This is a genomic window from Nonomuraea sp. JJY05, assembly GCF_043496855.1.
GTDB lineage: Bacteria > Actinomycetota > Actinomycetes > Streptosporangiales > Streptosporangiaceae > Nonomuraea.
This window is the reverse complement of the sequence record NZ_JBIEIS010000005.1, coordinates 11,871-31,907: the sequence shown is the minus strand read 5'-3', so window position 1 is coordinate 31,907 and position 20,037 is coordinate 11,871. Positions and strand designations below refer to the sequence as shown.

24 protein-coding genes and 1 tRNA gene are annotated in these 20,037 nt (G+C 70.7%); 13 read left to right on the top strand and 12 right to left on the bottom strand.

Annotated features, from left to right (window positions below):
* The first annotated feature begins 44 nt into the window (after positions 1-44).
* From ACFKCF_RS08025 to ACFKCF_RS08015, 3 genes are all read left to right on the top strand, one after another.
* The gene (locus ACFKCF_RS08025) at positions 45-593 is read left to right on the top strand and encodes a hypothetical protein (RefSeq protein ID WP_387564646.1); all 549 of its coding nucleotides are present in this window, start codon (positions 45-47) and stop codon (positions 591-593) included.
* 33 nt (positions 594-626) lie between these two features.
* The gene (locus ACFKCF_RS08020; protein ID WP_394492235.1) at positions 627-1,007 is read left to right on the top strand and encodes a hypothetical protein; all 381 of its coding nucleotides are present in this window, start codon (positions 627-629) and stop codon (positions 1,005-1,007) included.
* 79 nt (positions 1,008-1,086) lie between these two features.
* Positions 1,087-1,758, top strand: a complete 672-nt coding sequence (locus tag ACFKCF_RS08015) for a DUF6766 family protein (RefSeq protein ID WP_394492233.1) — start codon at positions 1,087-1,089, stop codon at positions 1,756-1,758.
* On the opposite strand, the gene ACFKCF_RS08010 is transcribed toward ACFKCF_RS08015, so the two are convergent.
* Positions 1,731-2,531, bottom strand: a complete 801-nt coding sequence (locus ACFKCF_RS08010) for a 1-aminocyclopropane-1-carboxylate deaminase/D-cysteine desulfhydrase (protein WP_394492231.1) — start codon at positions 2,529-2,531, stop codon at positions 1,731-1,733. The two genes, ACFKCF_RS08015 and ACFKCF_RS08010, sit on opposite strands and share 28 nt — an antisense overlap.
* A 43-nt stretch (positions 2,532-2,574) precedes the next feature.
* Here ACFKCF_RS08010 and galK point away from each other — a divergent pair, with 43 nt between their 5' ends.
* Positions 2,575-3,687 (top strand): galactokinase, encoded by a 1,113-nt coding sequence (gene galK / locus ACFKCF_RS08005; protein WP_394492229.1) that lies wholly within the window; start codon positions 2,575-2,577, stop codon positions 3,685-3,687.
* 19 nt (positions 3,688-3,706) lie between these two features.
* Here galK and ACFKCF_RS08000 read toward each other — a convergent pair whose 3' ends face one another.
* The 5 genes from ACFKCF_RS08000 to ACFKCF_RS07980 all read right to left on the bottom strand — a co-directional run bounded on the left by ACFKCF_RS08000 (position 3,707) and on the right by ACFKCF_RS07980 (position 8,222).
* Positions 3,707-4,480: an enoyl-CoA hydratase-related protein gene (locus ACFKCF_RS08000; protein WP_394492227.1), complete on the bottom strand. Its 774-nt coding sequence runs from the start codon at positions 4,478-4,480 to the stop codon at positions 3,707-3,709.
* A gap of 42 nt (positions 4,481-4,522) precedes the next feature.
* Entirely contained in the window at positions 4,523-5,656 is a 1,134-nt protein-coding gene (locus ACFKCF_RS07995; RefSeq protein ID WP_394492225.1) for a nitric oxide synthase oxygenase, read from the bottom strand.
* Between the two features lie 215 nt (positions 5,657-5,871).
* Positions 5,872-6,276, bottom strand: a complete 405-nt coding sequence (locus ACFKCF_RS07990; protein ID WP_394492223.1) for a hypothetical protein — start codon at positions 6,274-6,276, stop codon at positions 5,872-5,874.
* Between the two features lie 201 nt (positions 6,277-6,477).
* Complete coding sequence (locus ACFKCF_RS07985) at positions 6,478-7,092, bottom strand: response regulator transcription factor (RefSeq protein WP_394492221.1); 615 nt, start codon at positions 7,090-7,092, stop codon at positions 6,478-6,480.
* On the bottom strand, positions 7,080-8,222 hold the full coding sequence (locus tag ACFKCF_RS07980; protein ID WP_394492219.1) for a sensor histidine kinase: 1,143 nt from the start codon (positions 8,220-8,222) through the stop codon (positions 7,080-7,082). Before ACFKCF_RS07980 ends, ACFKCF_RS07985 begins: the two co-directional genes overlap by 13 nt.
* Positions 8,223-8,297: 75 nt before the next feature.
* Here ACFKCF_RS07980 and ACFKCF_RS07975 point away from each other — a divergent pair, with 75 nt between their 5' ends.
* Positions 8,298-8,474: a hypothetical protein gene (locus ACFKCF_RS07975; protein WP_394492217.1), complete on the top strand. Its 177-nt coding sequence runs from the start codon at positions 8,298-8,300 to the stop codon at positions 8,472-8,474.
* Between the two features lie 22 nt (positions 8,475-8,496).
* Here the strand turns inward: ACFKCF_RS07975 and ACFKCF_RS07970 are convergent, their stop codons facing one another.
* Together ACFKCF_RS07970 and ACFKCF_RS07965 are read right to left on the bottom strand one after the other, a co-directional pair.
* The gene (locus ACFKCF_RS07970; RefSeq protein ID WP_394492215.1) at positions 8,497-9,105 is read right to left on the bottom strand and encodes a flavin reductase family protein; all 609 of its coding nucleotides are present in this window, start codon (positions 9,103-9,105) and stop codon (positions 8,497-8,499) included.
* 271 nt (positions 9,106-9,376) lie between these two features.
* The gene (locus ACFKCF_RS07965; RefSeq protein WP_394492213.1) at positions 9,377-9,631 is read right to left on the bottom strand and encodes a hypothetical protein; all 255 of its coding nucleotides are present in this window, start codon (positions 9,629-9,631) and stop codon (positions 9,377-9,379) included.
* 258 nt (positions 9,632-9,889) lie between these two features.
* Between ACFKCF_RS07965 and ACFKCF_RS07960 the strand changes: the two genes are divergently transcribed.
* Both ACFKCF_RS07960 and ACFKCF_RS07955 read left to right on the top strand, forming a co-directional pair.
* A complete protein-coding gene (locus ACFKCF_RS07960) occupies positions 9,890-10,225 on the top strand; it encodes a hypothetical protein (RefSeq protein WP_394492211.1) in 336 nt (111 codons plus the stop codon).
* Positions 10,218-11,189, top strand: a complete 972-nt coding sequence (locus ACFKCF_RS07955; protein ID WP_394492209.1) for a tyrosine-type recombinase/integrase — start codon at positions 10,218-10,220, stop codon at positions 11,187-11,189. The genes ACFKCF_RS07960 and ACFKCF_RS07955 overlap by 8 nt, the downstream gene beginning before the upstream one ends.
* Positions 11,190-11,225: 36 nt before the next feature.
* Here the strand turns inward: ACFKCF_RS07955 and ACFKCF_RS07950 are convergent.
* A tRNA-Asn gene (locus ACFKCF_RS07950) sits at positions 11,226-11,297 on the bottom strand.
* Between the two features lie 126 nt (positions 11,298-11,423).
* Here ACFKCF_RS07950 and ACFKCF_RS07945 point away from each other — a divergent pair.
* Positions 11,424-11,741: a YtxH domain-containing protein gene (locus tag ACFKCF_RS07945; RefSeq protein ID WP_394492207.1), complete on the top strand. Its 318-nt coding sequence runs from the start codon at positions 11,424-11,426 to the stop codon at positions 11,739-11,741.
* Between the two features lie 71 nt (positions 11,742-11,812).
* Here the strand turns inward: ACFKCF_RS07945 and ACFKCF_RS07940 are convergent, their stop codons facing one another.
* From ACFKCF_RS07940 to ACFKCF_RS07930, 3 genes are read right to left on the bottom strand one after another with little or no spacing between them, the layout of a single operon-like run.
* Positions 11,813-12,289 (bottom strand): hypothetical protein, encoded by a 477-nt coding sequence (locus ACFKCF_RS07940; RefSeq protein WP_394492205.1) that lies wholly within the window; start codon positions 12,287-12,289, stop codon positions 11,813-11,815.
* Positions 12,286-13,560: an amylo-alpha-1,6-glucosidase gene (locus ACFKCF_RS07935; protein WP_394492203.1), complete on the bottom strand. Its 1,275-nt coding sequence runs from the start codon at positions 13,558-13,560 to the stop codon at positions 12,286-12,288. Before ACFKCF_RS07935 ends, ACFKCF_RS07940 begins: the two co-directional genes overlap by 4 nt.
* A 32-nt stretch (positions 13,561-13,592) precedes the next feature.
* Positions 13,593-13,751 carry a hypothetical protein gene (locus ACFKCF_RS07930; protein WP_350725179.1) on the bottom strand — a complete coding sequence of 53 codons (159 nt, stop codon included), beginning with the start codon at positions 13,749-13,751 and terminating at the stop codon, positions 13,593-13,595.
* Between the two features lie 179 nt (positions 13,752-13,930).
* On the opposite strand from ACFKCF_RS07930, the gene ACFKCF_RS07925 reads away from it, so the two are divergent.
* From ACFKCF_RS07925 to ACFKCF_RS07905, 5 genes are read left to right on the top strand one after another with little or no spacing between them, the layout of a single operon-like run.
* Entirely contained in the window at positions 13,931-15,097 is a 1,167-nt protein-coding gene (locus ACFKCF_RS07925; RefSeq protein WP_394492201.1) for a hypothetical protein, read from the top strand.
* Positions 15,094-17,232, top strand: a complete 2,139-nt coding sequence (locus ACFKCF_RS07920; RefSeq protein ID WP_394492199.1) for a tetratricopeptide repeat protein — start codon at positions 15,094-15,096, stop codon at positions 17,230-17,232. Before ACFKCF_RS07925 ends, ACFKCF_RS07920 begins: the two co-directional genes overlap by 4 nt.
* Before the next feature lie 11 nt (positions 17,233-17,243).
* Entirely contained in the window at positions 17,244-18,065 is an 822-nt protein-coding gene (locus ACFKCF_RS07915; protein WP_394492197.1) for a PP2C family serine/threonine-protein phosphatase, read from the top strand.
* Positions 18,058-19,344: a VWA domain-containing protein gene (locus ACFKCF_RS07910; protein WP_394492195.1), complete on the top strand. Its 1,287-nt coding sequence runs from the start codon at positions 18,058-18,060 to the stop codon at positions 19,342-19,344. Before ACFKCF_RS07915 ends, ACFKCF_RS07910 begins: the two co-directional genes overlap by 8 nt.
* The gene (locus ACFKCF_RS07905; protein ID WP_394492193.1) at positions 19,344-19,973 is read left to right on the top strand and encodes an FHA domain-containing protein; all 630 of its coding nucleotides are present in this window, start codon (positions 19,344-19,346) and stop codon (positions 19,971-19,973) included. Before ACFKCF_RS07910 ends, ACFKCF_RS07905 begins: the two co-directional genes overlap by 1 nt.
* Positions 19,974-20,037: the final 64 nt, after the last annotated feature.

Sequence of the window (20,037 nt, the reverse complement as noted above, 5' to 3'; positions counted from 1 at the left end):
GCCTGGAGCCCCGGCGGGACGGGGGAGGCCGTAGCGTAGTCCTCATGGGCAAGGCGTTCTGGATCGATCAAGAGTTCGACAGAGACCGTGACGGGCGCTATGCCGTACACGTTCGCAAGAACCTCGAAGAGTTCGAGTGGGGCGACATCGCGCCCATCAGGTTCGCGTGCGCCGCGTGGCGGCTGGCCACGCCGCCGGCGCTGACCCCCGGCTACGTACGGTGGGACCGGCGCGTGCTCGACGCCACCTGCCACCGCAACACCTGGGACGGCTCGCTCTACGCGCGGGTCAGGGTCGTCTCGCCGCTGCCCGAGGAGCTGACCCGCTCGCGGGCCTGGTGGCGCGACCGCGGATGGCTGGGCTGGCAGGAGACCTTCGGCCAGTACGTCGAGCCGACCCAGCAGGACCTGGCCCGGCACCCCTTCCTGCGGGCCTCGCTGCTCCTGGAGGTGCCCGTGCCCCTGGACGACCTGCCGCCCGAGCCCGAGGGGCCGCACGACGAGGTCGAGCAGCGCGCGCACCGGGCGGTGGTGGTGCTGACCCGCGAGCTCAACGCGCTGGTGTCGCCGGTCCTCGACCAGCTCGGCGGCTAGCATGCGCGGGTGATCCCGGGGTAGCGGAGGTCCATGAGGAAGCTGCTCATCTGGCCGGCGCTCGTGCTGGCCGCCGCAGGCTGCGCTCCGGACACGGCCGCCCCCGCGCGGGCGGCCGAGCGCTTCCACGCGGCACTCTCCGCGCACCACGAGGACGCCGCGTGCGCGATGCTCACCCGCAAGACCGCCGAGGAGCTTCCCGATCCCGGCCAGACCTGCGCCGAGGCGCTGCGGGAGGTGAAGCTGGGGCCGGGCGGGTCGGTCACGTCGGTCAGCGTGTGGGGAGACGCCGCCCAGGTGCGGCTCGCCGGCGACACGCTCTTCCTGCACCGCTTCACCGACGGCTGGCGGGTCGCGGCCGCCGGGTGCGAGCCGGTGCGCGACCTCCCCTACCGGTGCGAGGTGGAGGACTGATGCGCGCGATGTTCACGATCACCATGCTGATCATCGTGTTCGGCCTGGCGTACTTCTTCGTCGTGGGCTTCTCGCGGCTATGAGGTGGGTCAGGGAGAACTCGCTGGCGCTGGCGTTCCTCGTCATGTTCCTGCTCTCGCTGGGCGGCCAGGCCGTGGCCGGGATGCTGCAGTACAACGACCTGCAGCGGGCCGAGGGGGCGGAGCCGGTCTCGTTCGCGCAGTACGTGACGTCGTCCCCGTTCGCGGTGGACGTGGCGGAGAACTGGCAGTCGGAGTACCTGCAGTTCCTGCTGTTCATCATGTTGACCGTCTGGCTCGTGCAGAAGGGGTCGCCCGAGTCCAAGGAGCTGGATCGGGCGGGGACGGAGTCCGATGAGGAGCAGCAGATCGGGGCGCATGCCGGCCCGAGCTCTCCCCGGTGGGCCAGGTCCGACGGGCTCAGGCTGTGGGTCTACAGCAACTCGCTGGGGCTGGTGATGGGGGCCATCTTCGTCCTGTCGTGGCTGGCGCAGTCGGTGGCGGGGCAGGCGGCGTACAACTCGGATCGGCTCGGCGACCTGCGCGACGCGGTCTCGTGGTGGTCGTACGTGACCTCGCCCGAGTTCTGGGACCGGACCCTGCAGAACTGGCAGTCGGAGCTGCTCGCGGTGCTGTCGATGGTGGTGCTCTCGATCTACCTCCGGCAGCGGGGGTCACCCGAGTCGAAGCCGGTGGGGGCCGCTCACACCGACACGGGCGTGGAGGGCTGACCGGTGATCACGGCGACGATGCGGGTGCCGTCGGGGAAGGCGCCCTGCCGGGCGAGGTCGAGGATCCCGTAGAGCATCTTGGCCACATAGATGCCTTCAACACGATATTTCCTGATAAATGCGTCCAAGGCCGGGGTCGACTTGGCGTAGCCGCCGAAGTGGTAGTCCAGGTTGAGCTCCCAGTTCGCCCAGGTGCGCCCGTACGCCTCCCGCTGCAGCCGGGCCACCTCGCCGGCCAGGAAGCCGGCCCCCTTCAGCACCGCGAACCCGATCGCCCGCCTCCCCTCCGGCAGCCCCGCCGAGATCCCGGCCAGCGTCCCGCCGGTGCCGACCGGGCAGCAGATGACGTCGTACTCCGCCGGGATCTCCCCCGGCAGCTCGGCGCACCCGCGCACGGCGGCCGCGTTGCTCCCGCCCTCGGGCAGGATCACCACGTCGTCACCCCAGCGCGCCCGCAGCCCCGCCAGCACGCCCTCGGTGTGCTTGAGCCGGTAGGAGGCCCGGTCGAGGTAGGTCAGGGTCATCCCGCACTCCCTCGCGTGGGCGAGCGAGGGGTTCAGCGGAAGGTGCTCCTCGCCCCGGATGACCCCGATGGTCTCGATCCCGTGCCGCCGCCCCGCCTCGGCCACGGCCCTGATGTGGTTGGAGTACGCGCCACCGAAGGTCAGCAGGCGGGAATGGCCCAGGTTGTACCGGAGTTTGCGGGGTTTGTTGTCGTCGTGCACCAGGAACAACCGGACCCGGCCGAGCCCGGGATCCAGCAGTTCTTCCATGGCGCTAGTCTACGGTCGAGCCCTTGTTGAGGAGTGTTCGGTTATGCGCGTTATTGAAGCTTTCCGTGCCGCCTATGGCGCGGCCCCCCAGACCGTCTGGCGTGCGCCCGGCCGGGTCAACCTGATCGGCGAGCACACCGACTACAACGACGGCTTCGTCCTGCCCTTCGCCGTGCCGTGGGGCGTCACGGCCGCGATCACGCCGCGCACGGACGGCACCATCCGGCTCCTCTCCCTCCAGGCTCCCGGCGAGCCCGTCACGATCGCCGGCCACGACCAGTCGGAGGGCTGGACGCGCTACGTCGTCGGCGTCTTCGCCATGCTGGGCGAGCGCGTGCGGGGCGCGGACATCGCGATCGACGGCGACGTCCCGCCGGGCGCCGGCCTCAGCTCCAGCGCCGCCCTCGAGGTGGCCGTCGCCTCGGCGCTCAACGACCTGCACGGCCTGGGCCTGACGCCCATGGAGATCGCCCTGCTCAGCCAGAAGGCCGAGAACGACTTCGTCGGCATGCCCTGCGGCATCCTCGACCAGGCCGCCTCGGCGCTGTGCGAGGAGGGGCACGCGCTGTTCCTCGACTGCCGCTCGCTCGCCTCCCGCAACATCCCGCTCGACCTGGCCGCCCACGGGCTGAGCATGCTGATCATCGACACCCAGGTCCACCACCAGCACGCCGACGGCGAGTACGCCAAGCGCCGCGCCGAGTGCGAGTCGGCGGCCCGCAAGCTCGGCGTCCCCGCCCTGCGCGACGTGACGGACCTGGCGGCGGCCCTCGACCAGCTCCAGGGCGACGAGCGCAAGCGCACGATGCACATCGTCACCGAGAACCACCGCGTCGAGGCCCTCATCGGCCTCCTGCGGGCGGGCGCCGTCAACGAGATCGGCGCCCTCCTCAACGCCTCCCACCTGTCGCTCCGGGACCAGTACGAGGTCTCCTCGCCGGAGCTGGACGTCGCGGTCGAGGCCGCCGTCAAGGGCGGGGCGCGCGGCGCCCGGATGACGGGCGGCGGCTTCGGCGGCTCCGCCATCGCCCTGGTGCCGGTGGACCGCCTGGCCAGTGTCGAGGAGTCGGTGACCGCCGCGTACGCGGAGCACGGCTTCCAGGCTCCGCGCTTCCTGCCGGCCACGCCGGCCCCCGGCGCCCACCGCCTGGCCTGAGCCGCCTACCCTGCCCCGCTCAAAGGGGCGGGAAGTTCGGCGGGCGTCGCTCCAGGAAACTGGCGACGCCCTCCGCGAAGTCGGGGCGGCCGAAGGAGGCGATCATCTCCCGGACGGCCGCCGCGGCGGAGTCCTCCAGGGTGGCGTCCCAGTCGTGCCACACCTGCCGCTTGATCACCGCCATGGACGCCGGCGAGCTGTAGGCGGCGAGCTCCCGGGCGTACGCCTGCGCCTCGGAGAGCACGCCCTCCCCCGGCACGACCCGGTTGACCAGCCCGAGCTCGTAGGCCTCGGCCCCGGTGAACACCCGCCCCGACAGCAGGACGTCCATGGCCCGCTGCTGCCCCATCAGCCTGGGCAGCACCCACGACAGCCCGTACTCCGCGATCAGCCCCCGGCGCGGGAACGCCGTGGTCCACTTGGCGTCCGCGGCCGTGAAGACGAGGTCGCAGACGAGCGCGTGCACCATGCCCAGCCCCGCGCAGGCCCCGTTGACGGCGGCGATGATCGGCTTGGCGACGGTGGTCGGGAACGTGTTGGGCCGCGGATCGGGCTCCTCGTCGTAGGTGCCGTTCTGGATCGCCGCCAGCGCCTTGAAGTCCGCGCCCGAGCAGAACCCCTTGCCCGCGCCCGTGACCACGACGGCCCGCACCTCCGGGTCCTTCTCGGCCTCCGCCAGCAGGTCGAAGTAGCGCCGCCCCATGGCGTCCGTCCACGCGTTGAGGGTGTCGGGACGGTTGAAGGTCAGCGTGAGTACGCCCTGGTCGAGGGATGAGAGCACGAGTTCTGCCATGCCCTAACCGAACCATGTTCTAGCCCGGGAAGGCAAGGACGACTAGCGGTGATGGACGAAGGCCGGGCTCAGGACGCTGGTGTCGTAGTAGCGGTGGAAGACGGGGGTGACGCCGCCCGACATCGGGGGCACGATCCACGACCAGTCCGCCGGGCAGACCCGCCCGGCCTTCTCCTCGCGCGACAGGTGGGTGAGGAAGCGCCGCGACTCGGTGTGGTGATCGGTCATCGTGACCCCCTCCCGCTCGAACGAGTACAGCACCGCCACGTTCAGCTCCACCAGCGCGTGGTCCCGCCACAGGGTCCGCTCGGTCGAGGTGTCCAGCCCCAGGCGCTCCGCGACGGCCTTGAGCTGGTCGTACCTGTCGGCGTCCGCGAAGTTGCGGGCGCCGATCTCGGTGCCCATGTACCAGCCGTTGAAGGGCGCGCAGGGGTAGCAGATGCCGCCGATCTCCAGGCACATATCCGAAATAGCCGGTACGGCGTGCCAGCGCAGCCCCAGCTCCTCGAACCACTGATACTCCGGATGCACCAGCGGCACCTCCAGCACGACGTCTCCCGGCAGGTTGCACAGCAGCGGATCGCCCAGGCTCGGCTGGATGATCACCGGCAGCACGTCGAACCGGGTGCGCCTGCCCTGCCAGCCCAGCGCCTTGGCCATGTCGGTGAGCTCCGCGTTGCGCGGGTCCCCCACGATGCGGCCCTCTCGGGTGCGGTGGCCCGCGTACCGGATGAGCTGGTCGTTCAGGATCCGGGGCCCGCGCAGCGCCGGGGTGTCGGGCGGCAGGACGGTGACGGTGGGCCTGATCTTGCCGGCCCCGGTGGCCTCGCGCAGGTGCTGCACGCACTCCAGGGCGACCCCCTCGGCCGTGGTCACCTGCCTGCGGTCGCGCACCTTCAGCGAGCGCCAGTAGAGCCGCCCGATGCACCGGCTGCTGTTGCGCCAGGCCACCCGGGCGCCGAACTCGAGCTCCTCGTACGTGTGCGTGTAGGTCCCGTGGCGGGCCACGTCCCGGGAGACGTCGCGCAGCCGGGCGTGCAGGCCTCCGGCCTGGGGGTTCTCGGCGTGGAAGAGCCTGATGAAGCGCTCCGCCTCGCGGAAGTCGGTGGTTCGCTCAAGCACCGCCTGCGCGGTCAGGGCATCGAAGGGGCGCAGGCTCGTGATCCAGGTACGCACGCGGCAATCCACACTTCTCCGTCATCGGATCGCCCCGCCGATTCCGGGTCGGCGACACGTCCTGGTGGCGGCGCCCTCTCCTCGCCCCCGTCGACCTGCCCGCGGCTCCCCGGCCTCAGAGGACCGGTAACCCATCCTTACCTGCCGCCCTCTGCTTTGTCCCGCCAAACCACGAAATGAACGCGCCCCGGGGCCTCCCGGGGCGCGATGAGCGGCTACCGGCTCGCGTAGTCCCTCCAGACGCACGTGAGGTGGATGACGCGGCTGCGGTGCCAGCGCTTGCCGGCCTTGACCTTGTGCGGCAGCTCCCCGGCCGGGAGGCTGATCGACAGCCGGTCCGCGGGCAGGGTCGTCACGCCGCCCACGGTCACGGGCTGGGCCGGCTCGATGTACTCCTCGTCCACGAGCTCGGCCACCTTGGCCTTGGAGAACTTCACGACCTTGCCGTCGGTCAGCCAGCACGTGAGCGGGCCGGCCGGGAAGTCCGGCTCGCCGTGGACCCTGACCAGCCCTTCGCCCCGCACCTCGATCGGACCGTCGTCGGCCAGCGCGGACCCGGCCATGCCGGCGAGACCGAGCGCGGCGGCGGTGAGGACGACGGCGGCGCGTCGCTTGAACATTGGGGTCTCCTTCCCCGAGTCGATGAGACAGCCCGAGGGTGGCGCGGCGCACCTGAAGCGGCGCTTAAGGCACCCGAAGAGATCTTCAGGTACACCCGGATCCTCAGGGCCGCGGCGCTTCCGGGGCGGCGGCTCAGGGGTGCCGGGCCAGGGGCGGCGGCTCAGGAGGGCGGCTCAGGGGTGGCGGGTCAGGAGGGCGGCTCAGGGGTGGCGGTGGACGAGGCCGAGGTCCAGGGCGGCCAGGACGGCCGAGGTGCGGTCGGAGACGCCCAGCTTGCCGTACACCCGCAGCAGGTACGTCTTCACCGTGGCCTCCCCGATGAACAGCCGCCTGCCGATCTCCCCGTTCGTGAGCCCCCGGGCCACCAGCTCAAGGACCTCCCGCTCCCGCTCCGACAGCACGGGCACGGCGGGCCGTCGCCCGCCCAGCCGCGCGGCGACCGAGGGCGAGAGCACCGTCCGGCCACCGGCCGCCGCCCGCACGGCCGCGGCCAGGTCCGCCCGCGACACGTCCTTCAGCAGGTATCCGGCCGCGCCCGCGGAGACGGCCCGCAGGATCTCCCCGTCGTCCTCGTACGTCGTCAGCACGATGACCCGGTGGCCGGGCCCCAGCCGTTCGATGGCGCTGACTCCGTCCCCGCCCGGCATGCGCAGGTCCATGAGGATCACGTCGGGCCGCAGCCGGGGCACGACGACCACGGCCTCGTCCCCCGACCCGGCCTCGCCGACCACCTCCAGGTCCGGTTCGGCCAGCAGCATCCCGCGCAGCCCCTCGCGGACGATCGGATGATCGTCGACGATCATCACCCTGAGCACGGCAGCTCCACCGCGAGCGTGGTCCCCCGGCCGGGCGAGCCGGTGATCAGGACGGTGCCGCCGAGCCGGGTCACCCGGTTCCGCATCGCGCGCAGGCCGTACCCGTCGCCGCCGACCGAGGGGTCGAAGCCGCACCCGTCGTCGGCGATCGACATCCGTACGGCCGGGCCCGGCACGTGTTCCAGGGCCAGCCGTACGGAGCGGGCGCGGGCGTGCTTGCGCACGTTGGCCAGCCCTTCCTGGGCGGCCCGCACCAGCGTCTCGGCGACGAGGGCGGGCACGTCGGCGGCCCCGGCGGCGCTCACCTCCACGGGCAGCTCGAACCCCTTGGCCAGCCGCCCCAGCGCCTCCTCCAGCGAGGCGCCCTCCAGCGCGGGAGGCGCCAGGGCGGCGATGAGCGCGCGGGTCTCGGACAGGTTCTCCTTGGCCGTCTGCAGCGCCCGGCGCACGTACGGGTCGTGCCCGTCCCCCGCGGCCTGCAGCAGCATCATGATGCTCGCGAACCCCTGGGCCAGCGTGTCGTGGATGTCACCGGCCAGGCGCTCGCGTTCGGCCAGCATCCCGGCCTCCTTGCTCACCTCGGCCAGCTCCTCCCGGGTGCGGTCGAGCTCCGCGATCAGCCGGGCCCGCTCGGTGTTCTGCCGCCCGAGCCGGTCGATGAACACCCCCAGCAGCGTGCTGGCCGACAATCCCAGGACGATCGCGACCGCGATCAGCAGCGGGTGCGAGCCGTTCTCGGCCATGAGCTGGATCGCGGGCCCGCTGAACATGGCCACCGTCACGGCCACGGCGCGCGCCCGCCGCAGCGCCATGAACGTCATGGGGATCAGCGCCGACAGCGCGACGGCCGACTGCGGCGCGAGCAGGTCGGCCGCGGTGAACAGGACGAGCATCGCGGCGGCGTGCCACCAGCCCTCCTTGGTGGGGGCGACCGGCGCCCGCACGGCCTTGCGGCCCCACAGCGCGTACGAGGCGGTGATCAGGAGCAGCAGGATGATGGCGACCGGCGCCCCGCCGTCCACCACGATGGTGATGATGGTGGCGATCAGCACGATCGCGAAGTACGCGTCCCAGAAGGGATAGGAACGTAACCAGGCGTTCTCCGCCCGCGCGTCCACGGGACTGCCCATGACGGGCATTTTACCGGGGACGTGTCCACCGATCGGGGGACAGACCGCTGCCCCGCACCGCGCGATCGTGTGCGTATGACACAGAAGACGTATCTCCGCCTGATGCTCGCCCTGACCGTGGTCTACGGAGTGGTGATCGCCCTGCTCGCGCTGCTCCAGACCGGCGGCGTCGGCGTCGTCGCCATCGTCGGCGGTCTCGTCGTCGGCCTCGGCTGGGCGCTGACCGGCGTCGTCGCCAAACGCCCCTCCTGACCTGTCCCGCTTGCCCCGGGGCTCAGTCGGCCTGCGGTTCCTCGTAAGGGATGCGGTTCAGGTGCAGGATCTCGCCCAGCGTGCCCCACTGGTCGCCGCCGAGCTTGGTCAGCGGGCGCAGGAGCTCGGCGTCGGGCCGGCCGTCGACGAGGTACTCCTCGTGCACCGCCGCGAGGAAGACCCGGCCGAACACCAGGGTGGAGTTGCCCATGCGCAGGGTGGTGTGCGAACGGCACTCCAGGACGACGGGAGAGGCGGCCACCCGGGGCGGCCGCACGTGACGGCTGGGCTCGCGTTCGACCTCGGCGACGCTGAATTCGCTCACGGTCCGGGGGAAGTCGGTGGCGGTGTCGCGGATGAGGTGCAGCATCGGCTCGGAGGAGAAGTTGACCACGAACTCGCCGGTGTCCTCGACGTTACGCAAGGAGTCCTTGCGGCCGATCGAGGTGAACTGCACGATCGGCGGGTCGGTGCTGGCGATGCTGAAGAAGGAGTGCGGGGCGAGGTTCTCCACCGCTCCGTCGGGGGTGACGGTGGAGACCCACGCGATCGGACGCGGAACGACGACCGAGGTCAGGAAGCGGTAGAAAGCCGCCCCGCCCATGGCCTCGGGGTCGAAGTCGACGCGCATGGCGTCCAGTATTCACCGCGCTCACCCGGCGTAGCGGCCGCCACGCGGATGGCCCCCGGAACGACTGAGGCCCCCTGTCCTTGATCCAGGAAGGGGGCCCGAGCTGTGGAACCGAAGCTCCCGCGATAGGACTCGAATTAGATTTCCGTTGTGTTGATCAGTTCATCCTGATTCGGGCGTGAGCTCGGGCCGGTCATTTGAGTTCAGACTTGTTCGTGCTGGTTCGCCTTACGTGGCTCCCAACCTGGCTCCCCCTCGGGCTCTCATCCCATCACGTTCTTGGAAGGATGACGCCCAGCGTTAGAAACAGTGTGCTGAGGCCGATCGCCAGCACCCCCAGCACCAGTCCCGCTACTGACATGCTGCGGTTGGACACCGTGGAGATCGTGGGCTTCCTTCGTAGGCCAGGCGATGCCAGTGCTGCCGCAACGATCCCAAGAGCCAGCATCGCCCGGCCACCGGCGAGGAAGGCGAGGCAGGCGATGATCAAAGAAAAGAGACCCAAACGATCGAATAATCGCGACATAGGGAGCGAGTTTAGCGGCCGAGGCGTCAAGCCGTCGTTGACACTAAACCAAGACCAACAATTGTTATCTGGCCTGCCCGTCTGCCGTCGTCCCACCCCCGAGGTAGCGGGCCAGCCGCGGGGCTGCCCCGGCCGCGCGTCCGGTGTCAGGGCTGCGATGGAGCGGAGGCGGCCCTGCGGCTGGTCTGCCAGGGCTTGCCCTGGGACGGCGGCCGAACGAAGGTCTATGCATTACTCCGGAGCAGGGAGATCCGCTCAGTGAAGATCGACGGCTGTCGGCGTATACCGGTAGCCGCACTCTCCGAGTACGTCGCTCGCCTCGAAGGGAGCATGAGCACAGAGGACCTCGATTTCTCGATCTACTTCGACGCGAGCAAGAACGCCTGGATCGCGGCCGTGTCTCTCGGCTTCGACGGCGCCGGCCGTCGCGCCCGTCGCAAGGCATCGGTTGTCTTGCCCCGCAAGTGGCAAGATCGTCCGGTCGACGAACAGCGAGAACAGGCGATCAAGCTGCTGACCCCTAAGGTCAAGAAGCTCCGCGAAGAGGCCGAAAAAGGAATCAAGACCAAGGCAAACTCACTACCGCGTGAGTGACGCCGTGGAGGATTTCCTCACTCACGGGCTCAAAGGCCGCAGCCTCGGCACCATGACGCACGCTCGGTCAATGGCCGAGAATCAGATCAAACCAAAGATCGGTAACTATCGGCTCAAGGATCTTCGAGCCGAACATGTTGATCTCTGGCTCGACGAACTCGCCGAGACTCTCGCCACCAAGACGATCATCCAGATTCACAACCTTCTGACCCGAGCCATCCATATGGCGGAGAAGCGTGAACTCGTCGGCCGCAACGTCTCGGCCCTGTGCGAGACACCACACGGACAGGAAGGACGGCCGAGCAGGTCCCTCACGCTGGACCAGGCCGTCGCGGTCCTCATGGCCTGTGAGGGTGAGAAGTTCGGCGTGTACGTCATCACCTCACTCCTCACCGGAATCCGGCCCGAGGAAGCTCGCAAGCTCCTCTGGGGGGCCGTGAATCTGCGCGGGAAGCCACCGTCCGTCTCGGTCCTGCGCGCCGATCGAGTCGGCGGCGACACCAAGACCAAGAAGTCACGTCGGGCGCTCGCTCTTCCTGCCCTCGTGGTCGATGAACTCAAACGGCACCGAGCACGGCAGACCGCTCAGAAGCTGCTCGCCGGCGAGGCGTGGCAGGAGCATGATCTCGTCTTCGCACGCGATGACGGAACCCTGCTCGACCCGATGCGCGTACTGCGCGGCCTGCGAGTGATCACAAAGAAGGCTGGCATCGGGAACCACTGGAAGGTACGGGAACTGAGGCATTCCTTCGTCTCGATCTTGAGCGACGGGGATGTCTCGGTGGAACGTATCGCCGATCTCGTCGGGCACTCGACACCCACCACCACGCAGACCGTCTACCGGCACCAGATCAGGCCGGTCATCGTGCATGGAGCTGAAACCATGGATGCCGTCTTCGGTAACGGTGATCAAACCGGGTGTGGCTCCCAGAACGACTCAGGCCCTCCCACCTGTTGCCGGTGAGAGGGCCTGACCTGCCAACCTCTTAGTTGACTGCAGCTCCCGCGATAGGACTCGAACCTATAACCTGCCGGTTAACAGCCGGCTGCTCTGCCGTTGAGCTACGCGGGATCGTGCGTCTGCGCATTTCGTCGGGGGTTGTGGGCCCCTCCGTCGTGCGCAGGAATAGATTAGCGCACTCCTGGGGTGCGTGTCGCATCGTAAGCGGGGTAGGCCCGGAGACAGCGGAGGTGCAAAATGCGTTATCGAGTGACATTCGCTGTGGGTATGGCGATCGGCTACGTGCTGGGCAGCCGGGCCGGGCGCGAACGGTACGAACAGATCAAGCGGACGGCGCAGCGTGTCGCCGACAACCCCAGAGTGCAGGAAGTCGCCGGGGTGATGGGCGCGCAGGCGTCGAGGCTGGCCGGGGTGGCCAAGTCGAAGGTGGGGGCGACGTTGCAGCAACGCATCCCGTTCCTCAGCGCCGACGACCACCACCCCGACACGGGCACGGGCTGGCCTGAAGAGGACATCGTGGACAAGAAGGCCCGCGAGAGCGGGATTCCTTACTGATCCGACAAGAGCAGGGCATGGGCGTGGGCGCCCCACACGGCTCCGTACGGGCGTCCACAGCAAGACGGGCGTCACACGCCCATGCTCCGCCGCAGCCCTTCCAGGGCCTGTTCGGCCTGTGCGCGCAGGCCCGGGTCCTCGGGGTCGAGACCGTCGTCGAAGACGAAGGTCCAGCCGCGCACCTCGCCGCCGGGCCGGCGCCTGGCCACCAGCCGCACGCCGCCCCTCCCCGGGAGCTTCACGTGTTTGTTGACCACGATCGTGGAGTTGACGCGCTCCCGCACGGTCTCGGGCAGCATCCGCGGCTCGCTGATCCCCTCGGCGTGCCACGTGCCGTCCGTGGTGAGGATCCGCACCCCGTCGTCGTCCCAGGAGGCCTTGTCGACCTTCTCGTACGGCACCCGCGTCCCGTCCGTCAGGTACAGGGCGAGGTTCGTGGCCACCACATAGCCGGAGACCGCCCCGGCGGCGAACGTCAGCACCCGCTCCCCGGGCTCGGTGGCCAGGGACTTGCGCACGTCGGCGGGCAGGCGGCGGAAGATGCTCATTCCTCCACGTTATCGGCGAGCAGATCGAGGGTGAGCGCCGCGCTCCACGAGAAGTCCCTGCACCCGCGCCCGCTGCCGTCGAAGGGGTCGAAGCACTCCCGGAATCCGGCCTGCCGGACCAGGCGCAGGGTGCCGTTGGCGAGCTGCTGGCCGAGCTGGTCGAGCGAGTGCACGGCCGCGGCCCTGCGCAGCAGCCAGTTGGTGTTCACCCAGGAGGGGCCGCGCCAGTAGCGCGTACGGTCGAACTGGGGCGCCCGGATCTCGCAGCTCGGCACCGGATAGCCGGTGGCCCCCATGAACCTGGCCGACTCCAGCACCTCCACCGCCGCGTGCAGGTGGTCGCTGGGCAGGCCGGGGTCCAGCAGCGGCCCGAACCCGCCCACCGTGCAGACCCGGATCAGCCGGTCGGTCCGCAGGTCGCGGGCGTAGAAGCAACCGTCCCACAGGCGGTCGAGCATGGCCTGCCTGATGCGGTCGGCCTGCTCGGCGTGGGGCACGGGGTCGGCGCCCACCAGCGGCGCCAGCTCGGCCAGGGCCTGGCAGGAGGCCAGCCAGATCCCGTTGAACATTGGGTCCTCGATGGCGAACGGATGTTCGTCCCGCAGGTATTCGGCCCGGTATCCGGCGTCCCGGTAGCGCATGGCCAGCCAGACGTAGCGGTCGTGGTCGCTGTCGGGGTGGCGCTCCTCCAGCTCCACGTGGCGGTAGCCGTACCTGATCGCGGGCAGCGCGTTCAGTGCCTCGTCCCAGGAGGGGCTGTCGTCCATGCCCGACTCCCAGGGGTGCACGATCGCCGCCAGGCCCGCGCCGCCGAGGTCGCGGGCCGAGGAGAGGTAGGCGTGCTGGGCCACCAGCGCCGGGTACGCCTTCCTGACGAACGCGACGTCGCCGGTGTGCCGGTAGAACCACCAGAGCGCCAGCGCGTGCAGCGGCGGCGAGGTGAGTCCCGAGGTGAGCACGCGTGGCGCGGCATCGTGCTCCTGCGAGCGCCACACGGACGGCCCCGGGAAGTACGCCTCGCGCGTGTGGAAGACGATGTGCGGCACCATCCCGGTCGCCCACTGCCCCCGCAGCAGGCTGAGCAGCTCGTCGCGAGCCCGGTCCGGCCGGTGCCTGGACAGGCCGATGACGACGAACGCGGAGTCCCAGCTCCATTGGTGCGGATAGAGACCTGGCGCGGGCACGGTGCCCGTGCCTGTCCAGTTCGCCTCGAGCACGGCCAGAGCCTCGCGCCCGAGCGCGGCATCGTCGACCGCCGGCCGCGCCTCCATCACACAACTATGCCTGGGGAAACCTCAGGACGCTATGTCCTCTTGACCCACTTCGACAGGAGCATGACGCCGAACGCCACGGCACCGATGATCAGTCCCCACTTGAGCAGCGTGAGCGCGAAGCCCACAAGGGGCCCGAGAAGTACGAGTGCGGCCACGACGGCCGCGATGATCAGCAGAATTCGTCCCATGCCTGCAACGGTAAAAGATCCTTTAAGCGAATTGCAGGCGATGCAGGGTTGAATCAGGGACAAGTCAGGGGTCACCCCTACTCTTGGAACCAACCGGCCGATCCCCCCGTTGTGCCGGTAGGAGCAAGGGTTCGGGGGCGGCCTGCTTCACGGGGAGCGTGATGAGCCTGGGACCACCTATGAGCAGGGAGGGCGTCGAGCACGCACTGCGCGCTCGAGCCGACGAACGCGACCGCGTCTCCGGCGACCTGCTCGATCTCGAATCCCACACCACCTATCAGCTGCTCAAGGGAGCCTCCTTACGCGGGGAGACGCAGCGACGATGGGCCGCGGCGCAGGAGTCGCTGGTCACGCTGTGGTCTCTGAACGACGCGTACCGGGGGGTGCTGCGCGACGCGGAGCAGATCAGGGCCACGCGCGCCAGGCCGACCCCCGAACAGCTGAACCGGCTGACGGAGCTGCTCGCGGGCCCGTCCGTGGTGCTGCGGGCCACCGCCAAGCCGGTCGAGCAGCGCTCGCTGCTCCCCCAGAAGGACGAGCGGCTGACCCTCGACCAGACCCTGGCGCGGATGGACGCCGCCTTCCGCGAGGTCACCTCCGCCCTCAACGACATCGACGCGGTGTGGAACGCCGTGCTGCCCCGCCTCGACGGCGCCGACAGCGACCTGCGCCACATCCGCGACCTCGAACGCCAACTGGGCGAGGGCGCCGACCTGACCGCGCAGGAGGCCGAGCTGAAGCGGCTGCGCGGCTCGGTGCTCGAAGACCCGCTGGGCCCGTCCGCCGAGCCGGACCTCGACCGGCTGACCCGGCTGCTGGCCGGCTCCCGCGCGGAGCTGGAGCTGGCGCTCACCGTCAAGGACGAGTTCGGCAGGCGGCGGGAGGACCTCGTGGCCGCGCTCGACCGGGTGCGGGCGGCCGAGAGCGAGGCCAGGCTGGCCCACGGCGCGGTCGTCGTGAAGATCGCCCTGCCGCCCCAGGCCCAGCCGCGTGGGCGGGCCGAGTCCCTGGCCGCCGAGCTGGACGCGCTGGACGCCTCGGCCGACACCTGGGTGCTGCGGGCCAAGCGGCTGGCGGCGCTGGAGGAGGAGGCCCGCAAGGCCGCCGAACAGTCGCAGGCCACGGCCAAGGCGCTCTACGGCCTGGTCAGCAGGCGTGACGAGCTGCGCGGGCGGCTCGGCGCCTGCCAGGTGATGGCGGTGCGCAAGGGGCTGGCGGAGGACCCGGCGGCCTGCGAGCTGTTCGAACGGGCGCGCGTGCTGCTGTGGACCGCGCCCTGCGATCTGACGAGGGCGGCGACGGCCGTCGAGACGTACCAGCGCGCGATCCACGGAGGTAAGCCATGACCCGCTGCGCGCAGCCGGGCTGCACGGGCACGATCGAGGACGGCTACTGCGACCTGTGCGGCCACTCGGCGAGCGCCCCGGCACCGGTGCCCGCTTCCGTGCCCGTTTCCGGGCCCGTTTCCGTCCCCCTGCAGACACAGCCGGTGAGCAGATCCGTCACCTCTCCGGTGAGCAGCGGCAGGTCGCGGGCCGGCGTGCTGGCCACCATCGCCGACCTGCCGTCGGTGCCCTACCGCGACCCGGCCACCGCCGTGATGGCCGACCCCGTGGTGCCCGAGAACAAGCGGTACTGCGCCAACCCGGCGTGCGGGCAGGAGGTCGGGCGCTCCAGGGAGGGCCGGCCGGGACTGACGGACGGATTCTGCCCGCACTGCCGTACGCAGTTCTCGTTCACCCCCAAGCTGGACAAGGACGACCTGGTCGCGGACCAGTACCGCGTGCTTGGCTGCCTGGCCCACGGCGGGCTCGGCTGGATCTACCTGGCCTCCGACGAGAACCTCGACGGCATGTGGGTCGTGCTCAAGGGCCTGCTCAACACCAACGACGCCGAGGCGCTGGCGGCGGCGGAGGCCGAGCGGAAGTTCCTCACCACGGTCGACCACCCCAACATCGTCAAGATCCTCAACTTCCAGCGCTCCGGCGGCTTCGGCTACATCGTCATGGAGTACGTCGGCGGCCAGTCGCTGCACGAGCTGCGCCGCCAGGGCCCGCTGCCGCTGCGCGAGGCCCTCATGTACGGCCGGGAGATCCTGCAGGCGTTCGCCTACCTGCACGAGCACGGCATGGTCTACTGCGACCTCAAGCCCGCCAACGTGATCAGGGTCGGCAAGCGGCTCAAGCTCATCGACCTGGGCGCGGTGCTGCCCATCGGCGCGCCGCCGGGCTCGGGCTGGGCCACGCCCGGCTACCACGCCCCCGAGGTGGAGAGCCACGCCGCCGCCGCCACCGCCGACCTCTACACCGTGGCAAGGACGCTGGCGGTGCTGGCGATCCCGGGCTTCTCCCCGTACGCCAACGGCGTGGCCACCCCGCTGCCCGAGGACTGCGGGCACCCGTCGTTCACCCGGCTGCTGCGCAAGGCCACCGCCGTCAATCCCGCCGACAGGTTCCAGAGCGCGGAGGAGATGGAGGAGCAGCTCGTCGGGGTGCTACGGGAGGTCAGCGCCATCGAGGACAAGGTCCCGTACCCGGCGCCCTCGCCGATGTTCGGGCCCGAGCGGACCGCCGTGGGCACCGTGCCGGCGGAGGAGAGCGACGTGGTGTTCGGGCCGCTCGACCCGGTGGCCGTCGCGCAGGCGCTGCCGGTGCCGCTGGTCGACCCCGCCGACGCGGCCGCGGGCGCGCTGGCCGGGCTGCTGGGCAGCGACGGCAAGGAGCTGATGGACCAGCTCGCCGCGCTGCCGAAGACGCCCGAGACGAAGCTGATGCGGGCCAGGCTGCTGGCCGAGGGGGCCGCGGCCGAGGCCCCCGTCGCACTGCACGAGCTGGACATCGAGCTGCCCCGCGACTGGCGGGTCACCTGGTACCGCGGGGTGCTGGCGCTGACCACGGGGCGGCCGGACGAGGCCGTCGCGATGTTCGACGCGTGCCTGTCGGCACTGCCCGGGGAGCTGGCGCCGAAGCTGGCGCTGGCGTTCGCGCTGGAGTGCGCGGGCAAGCCCGCCGCCGGCTGGTACGAGGCCGTCTGGCGGACCGACCACTCGTACGTGAGCGCGGTGTTCGGCCTGGCCAGGTCGGGCCGGATGAGCGTGCTCGACGAGGTGCCCACCCACTCGGTCTACCGGGCTCGGGCGCAGGTGGCGCTGGCGGTCTCCGTCGTACGGGGGGCCGACCTGAGCAGGCTCACCACGGACGACCTGGTGGGCTCGGCCGACCGGCTGGCCAAGCAGGCCGACCTCGACCCGCGCCGCCGCGACGTGCTGACCGCCGAGCTGCTCACCTCGGCACTGACCTGGCTGGAGAGCAGCTCGCCGCCGAAGGGCGCGCAGCTGGCCGAGGCACCGTTCACCGAGCAGGGGCTGCGCAGGCGGCTGGAGTCGATCTACCGCAAGCTGGCCGTCGCGGCCGAGTCCCGCCAGGAGCGCCACGCCCTCATCGACCAGGCGAACGCGGTACGGCCGAGGACGTGGTTCTGATGAGTTGTCCCGTGTGTGAGGCGCCCGTGCTCGCGGGTGACACGTACTGCGAGGCGTGCGGGCACGCCCTGGGCGCGCCGACCTGCGCGTCGTGCGGCGCGGCGGCCGTGGACGCCGAGGGCTACTGCGAGCGGTGCGGCCTGCGCCAGCCCACCGACAGGGACCACGCGGAGAGCGTGATCGACGGCGGCGCGGCGGCCGTGACCGACAAGGGCCTGCGCCGCAGCCGCAACGAGGACGCGGTGGCGCTGCTGACGTCCGGCGACGCGATCGTGACCGTGGTCTGCGACGGCGTGGGCAGCTCGCCCAGGGCCGACGAGGCGTCCGCGGTGGCCGTCGAGACCGCCTCGGCCGCGCTGGCCAGGGGGCTGGGGCAGCAGGAGGCGTTCGAGCTGGCCGGGCGCGCGGTGACCAAGCTCGCCACGTCCGTGGACGACGCCCCCGCCTGCACGTACATCGCCGCCGTGGTCGAGCGGGGCCGGATCACGCTCGGCTGGGCCGGCGACACCAGGGCCTACTGGCTGCCGGCCCCGGCGGGCCGGCCCGGCGTCATGCTGACCGTGGACGACGCGATCGATACCGGCGAGATCACCGGCTGGCTGGGCGCCGACGCGGTCGACGTCCCGCTCCACGTACGCACTCTCACCCCGGAGGAGCCGGGCCTGTTGCTCGTGTGCAGCGACGGCCTGTGGCGCTATCTGGACGGCTACGCCTTCCCCAGCTCCGGAACCCCCCTCGACATGGCCCGCGAGATGCTGCGCCACGCGCTCGACTCCGGCGGCCAGGACAACGTGACCATTGCCTTGATCCCCTTAGGAGTGACGCATGGGTGACCAGCCGACTTTCACCTTGACCATCGACCAGAACAAGTACCTCTCCACCGACGGCCGCGACGTGCACGCCATCCTCACGGTCACCTCCACCGGCGGCGTCACCACCCAGTCCGTCAACGCCGAGGCCGCCGAAGTGATCATCATTGACACCTCCGGCTCGATGAGCGGCAGCAAGATCCGCGAGGCCAGGCAGGCGGCCACGACCGCCGTCCACACCCTTCGCGACGGGGTCTACTTCGCGGTGGTCGCCGGCACCGAGCGGGCCAAGGTCGTCTACCCCGGCGGCAACGCCAACCTGGTCAAGGCGAGCCCGGCCACCAGGGCCGAGGCCGAGCGGGCGATCAGCCGGTTGAGCGCGCACGGCGGCACCGCCATGGGCGAGTGGCTGAAGCTGGCCGGGCATCTGCTCTCGGCGCACCCGTCGGCGATCCGGCACGCGCTGCTGATGACCGACGGCCAGAACAACGAGCGGCCCGAGGTGTTCGCCTCGGTGCTGGCCGGCTGGAGCGGCAAGTTCGTGTGCGACTCCCTGGGCATCGGCGAGGACTGGGTGCCCGCCGAGCTGCGGAAGGTCGCCGAGGCCATGCTCGGCTCGTTCGACTTCGTCCGCAACCAAGGGGATCTGTCGGAGTACTTCCGCAGGCTGACGCAGACGTCGATGAGCAAGACCGTGGCCGAGCTGTCGCTGCGGGTGTGGGTGCCGCAGACCGCGACGTTGAAGTTCGTCAAGCAGGTCTCCCCCACGCTGCTCGACCTGACCGGCAAGCGCACCGACGTGAACCCGCTGACCGGCGACTACCCGACCGGCTCCTGGGGCGCGGAGGAGCGCGAGTACCACCTCTGCGTGGAGGTGCCGCCGGGACAGATCGGGCACGAGATCAGGGCAGGCTGGGTCAAGCTCGTACGCCCCGACACCCAGGAGGTCCTGGCCAGCGGGAACGTGCTCGCCCAGTGGACCGACGACCTGGCGCAGTCCACCCGGATCAACGGCAAGGTCGCCCACTACACCGGCCAGGCCGAGCTGCACGAGCTCATCCAGGACGGCCTCAGCGCCCGGGCGATGGGCGACGTCGACACCGCGACCGCCCGCCTGGCCAAGGCCCAGCAGCTGGCCACCCAGTCGGGCCGCGAGGACACGGCCAGGCTGCTGGAGAAGGTGGTCGAGGTCGATCCGGCCACCGGTACGGCCAGGCTGCGCAGGAACGTGGACAAGGCCGACGAGCTCGAGCTCGACACCGGCTCCGTCCGCACCAGCAGGCTGCGCAAGGAAGGAAACTGATGGCCACCTGTCCGCAGGGGCACCCGTCAGGCGCCGACGACTACTGCGACGTCTGCGGCGCCCAGATGGGGGGCGCGCCCGCGGCGGCGCCCCAGCCCCAGGCGCCGGGCCCCTCGGCCGAGGCGTGCCCGGTCTGCCAGACGCCGCGTGCCGGGCAGTTCTGCGAGGTGTGCGGGCACGACTACACCGGCGGCAGCGCGCCCGTCTCGGTCCCCGTGCGAGGGGTCAGGTTCGAGGCCGTCACGGCGGCAGACCGGACCTACTACGAGAAGGTCATCGCCGAGGGCGGGCCCGACGCGGCGACGATGGCCTTCCCGCCGTACTGCCCCGAGCGCTCGTTCGCGCTGATGGGCGAGCAGGTACGCATCGGGCGGCGCAGCAGGGCCAGAAGCCTGGCCCCCGAGATCGACCTGACCGGGCCGCCCGAGGACCCAGGCGTCTCCCACCTGCACGCCGTGCTGCTGGCGCAGCCGGACGGCTCGTGGATGCTGGTCGACCCCGGCTCCTCCAACGGCACCCAGGTGAACGGCAAGCCTGTCAAGGTCAACGTGCCGGTCAGGGTCGGCGCGGGCGACAGGATCCACCTGGGCGCCTGGACCGTCATCACCATCAGGGAGGGCACGCCGTGACCCTCGCACAGCCTCAGGCGCCCCAGGACGTGGTGCTCACCTACCGCGAGGCCACCAAGCTGAT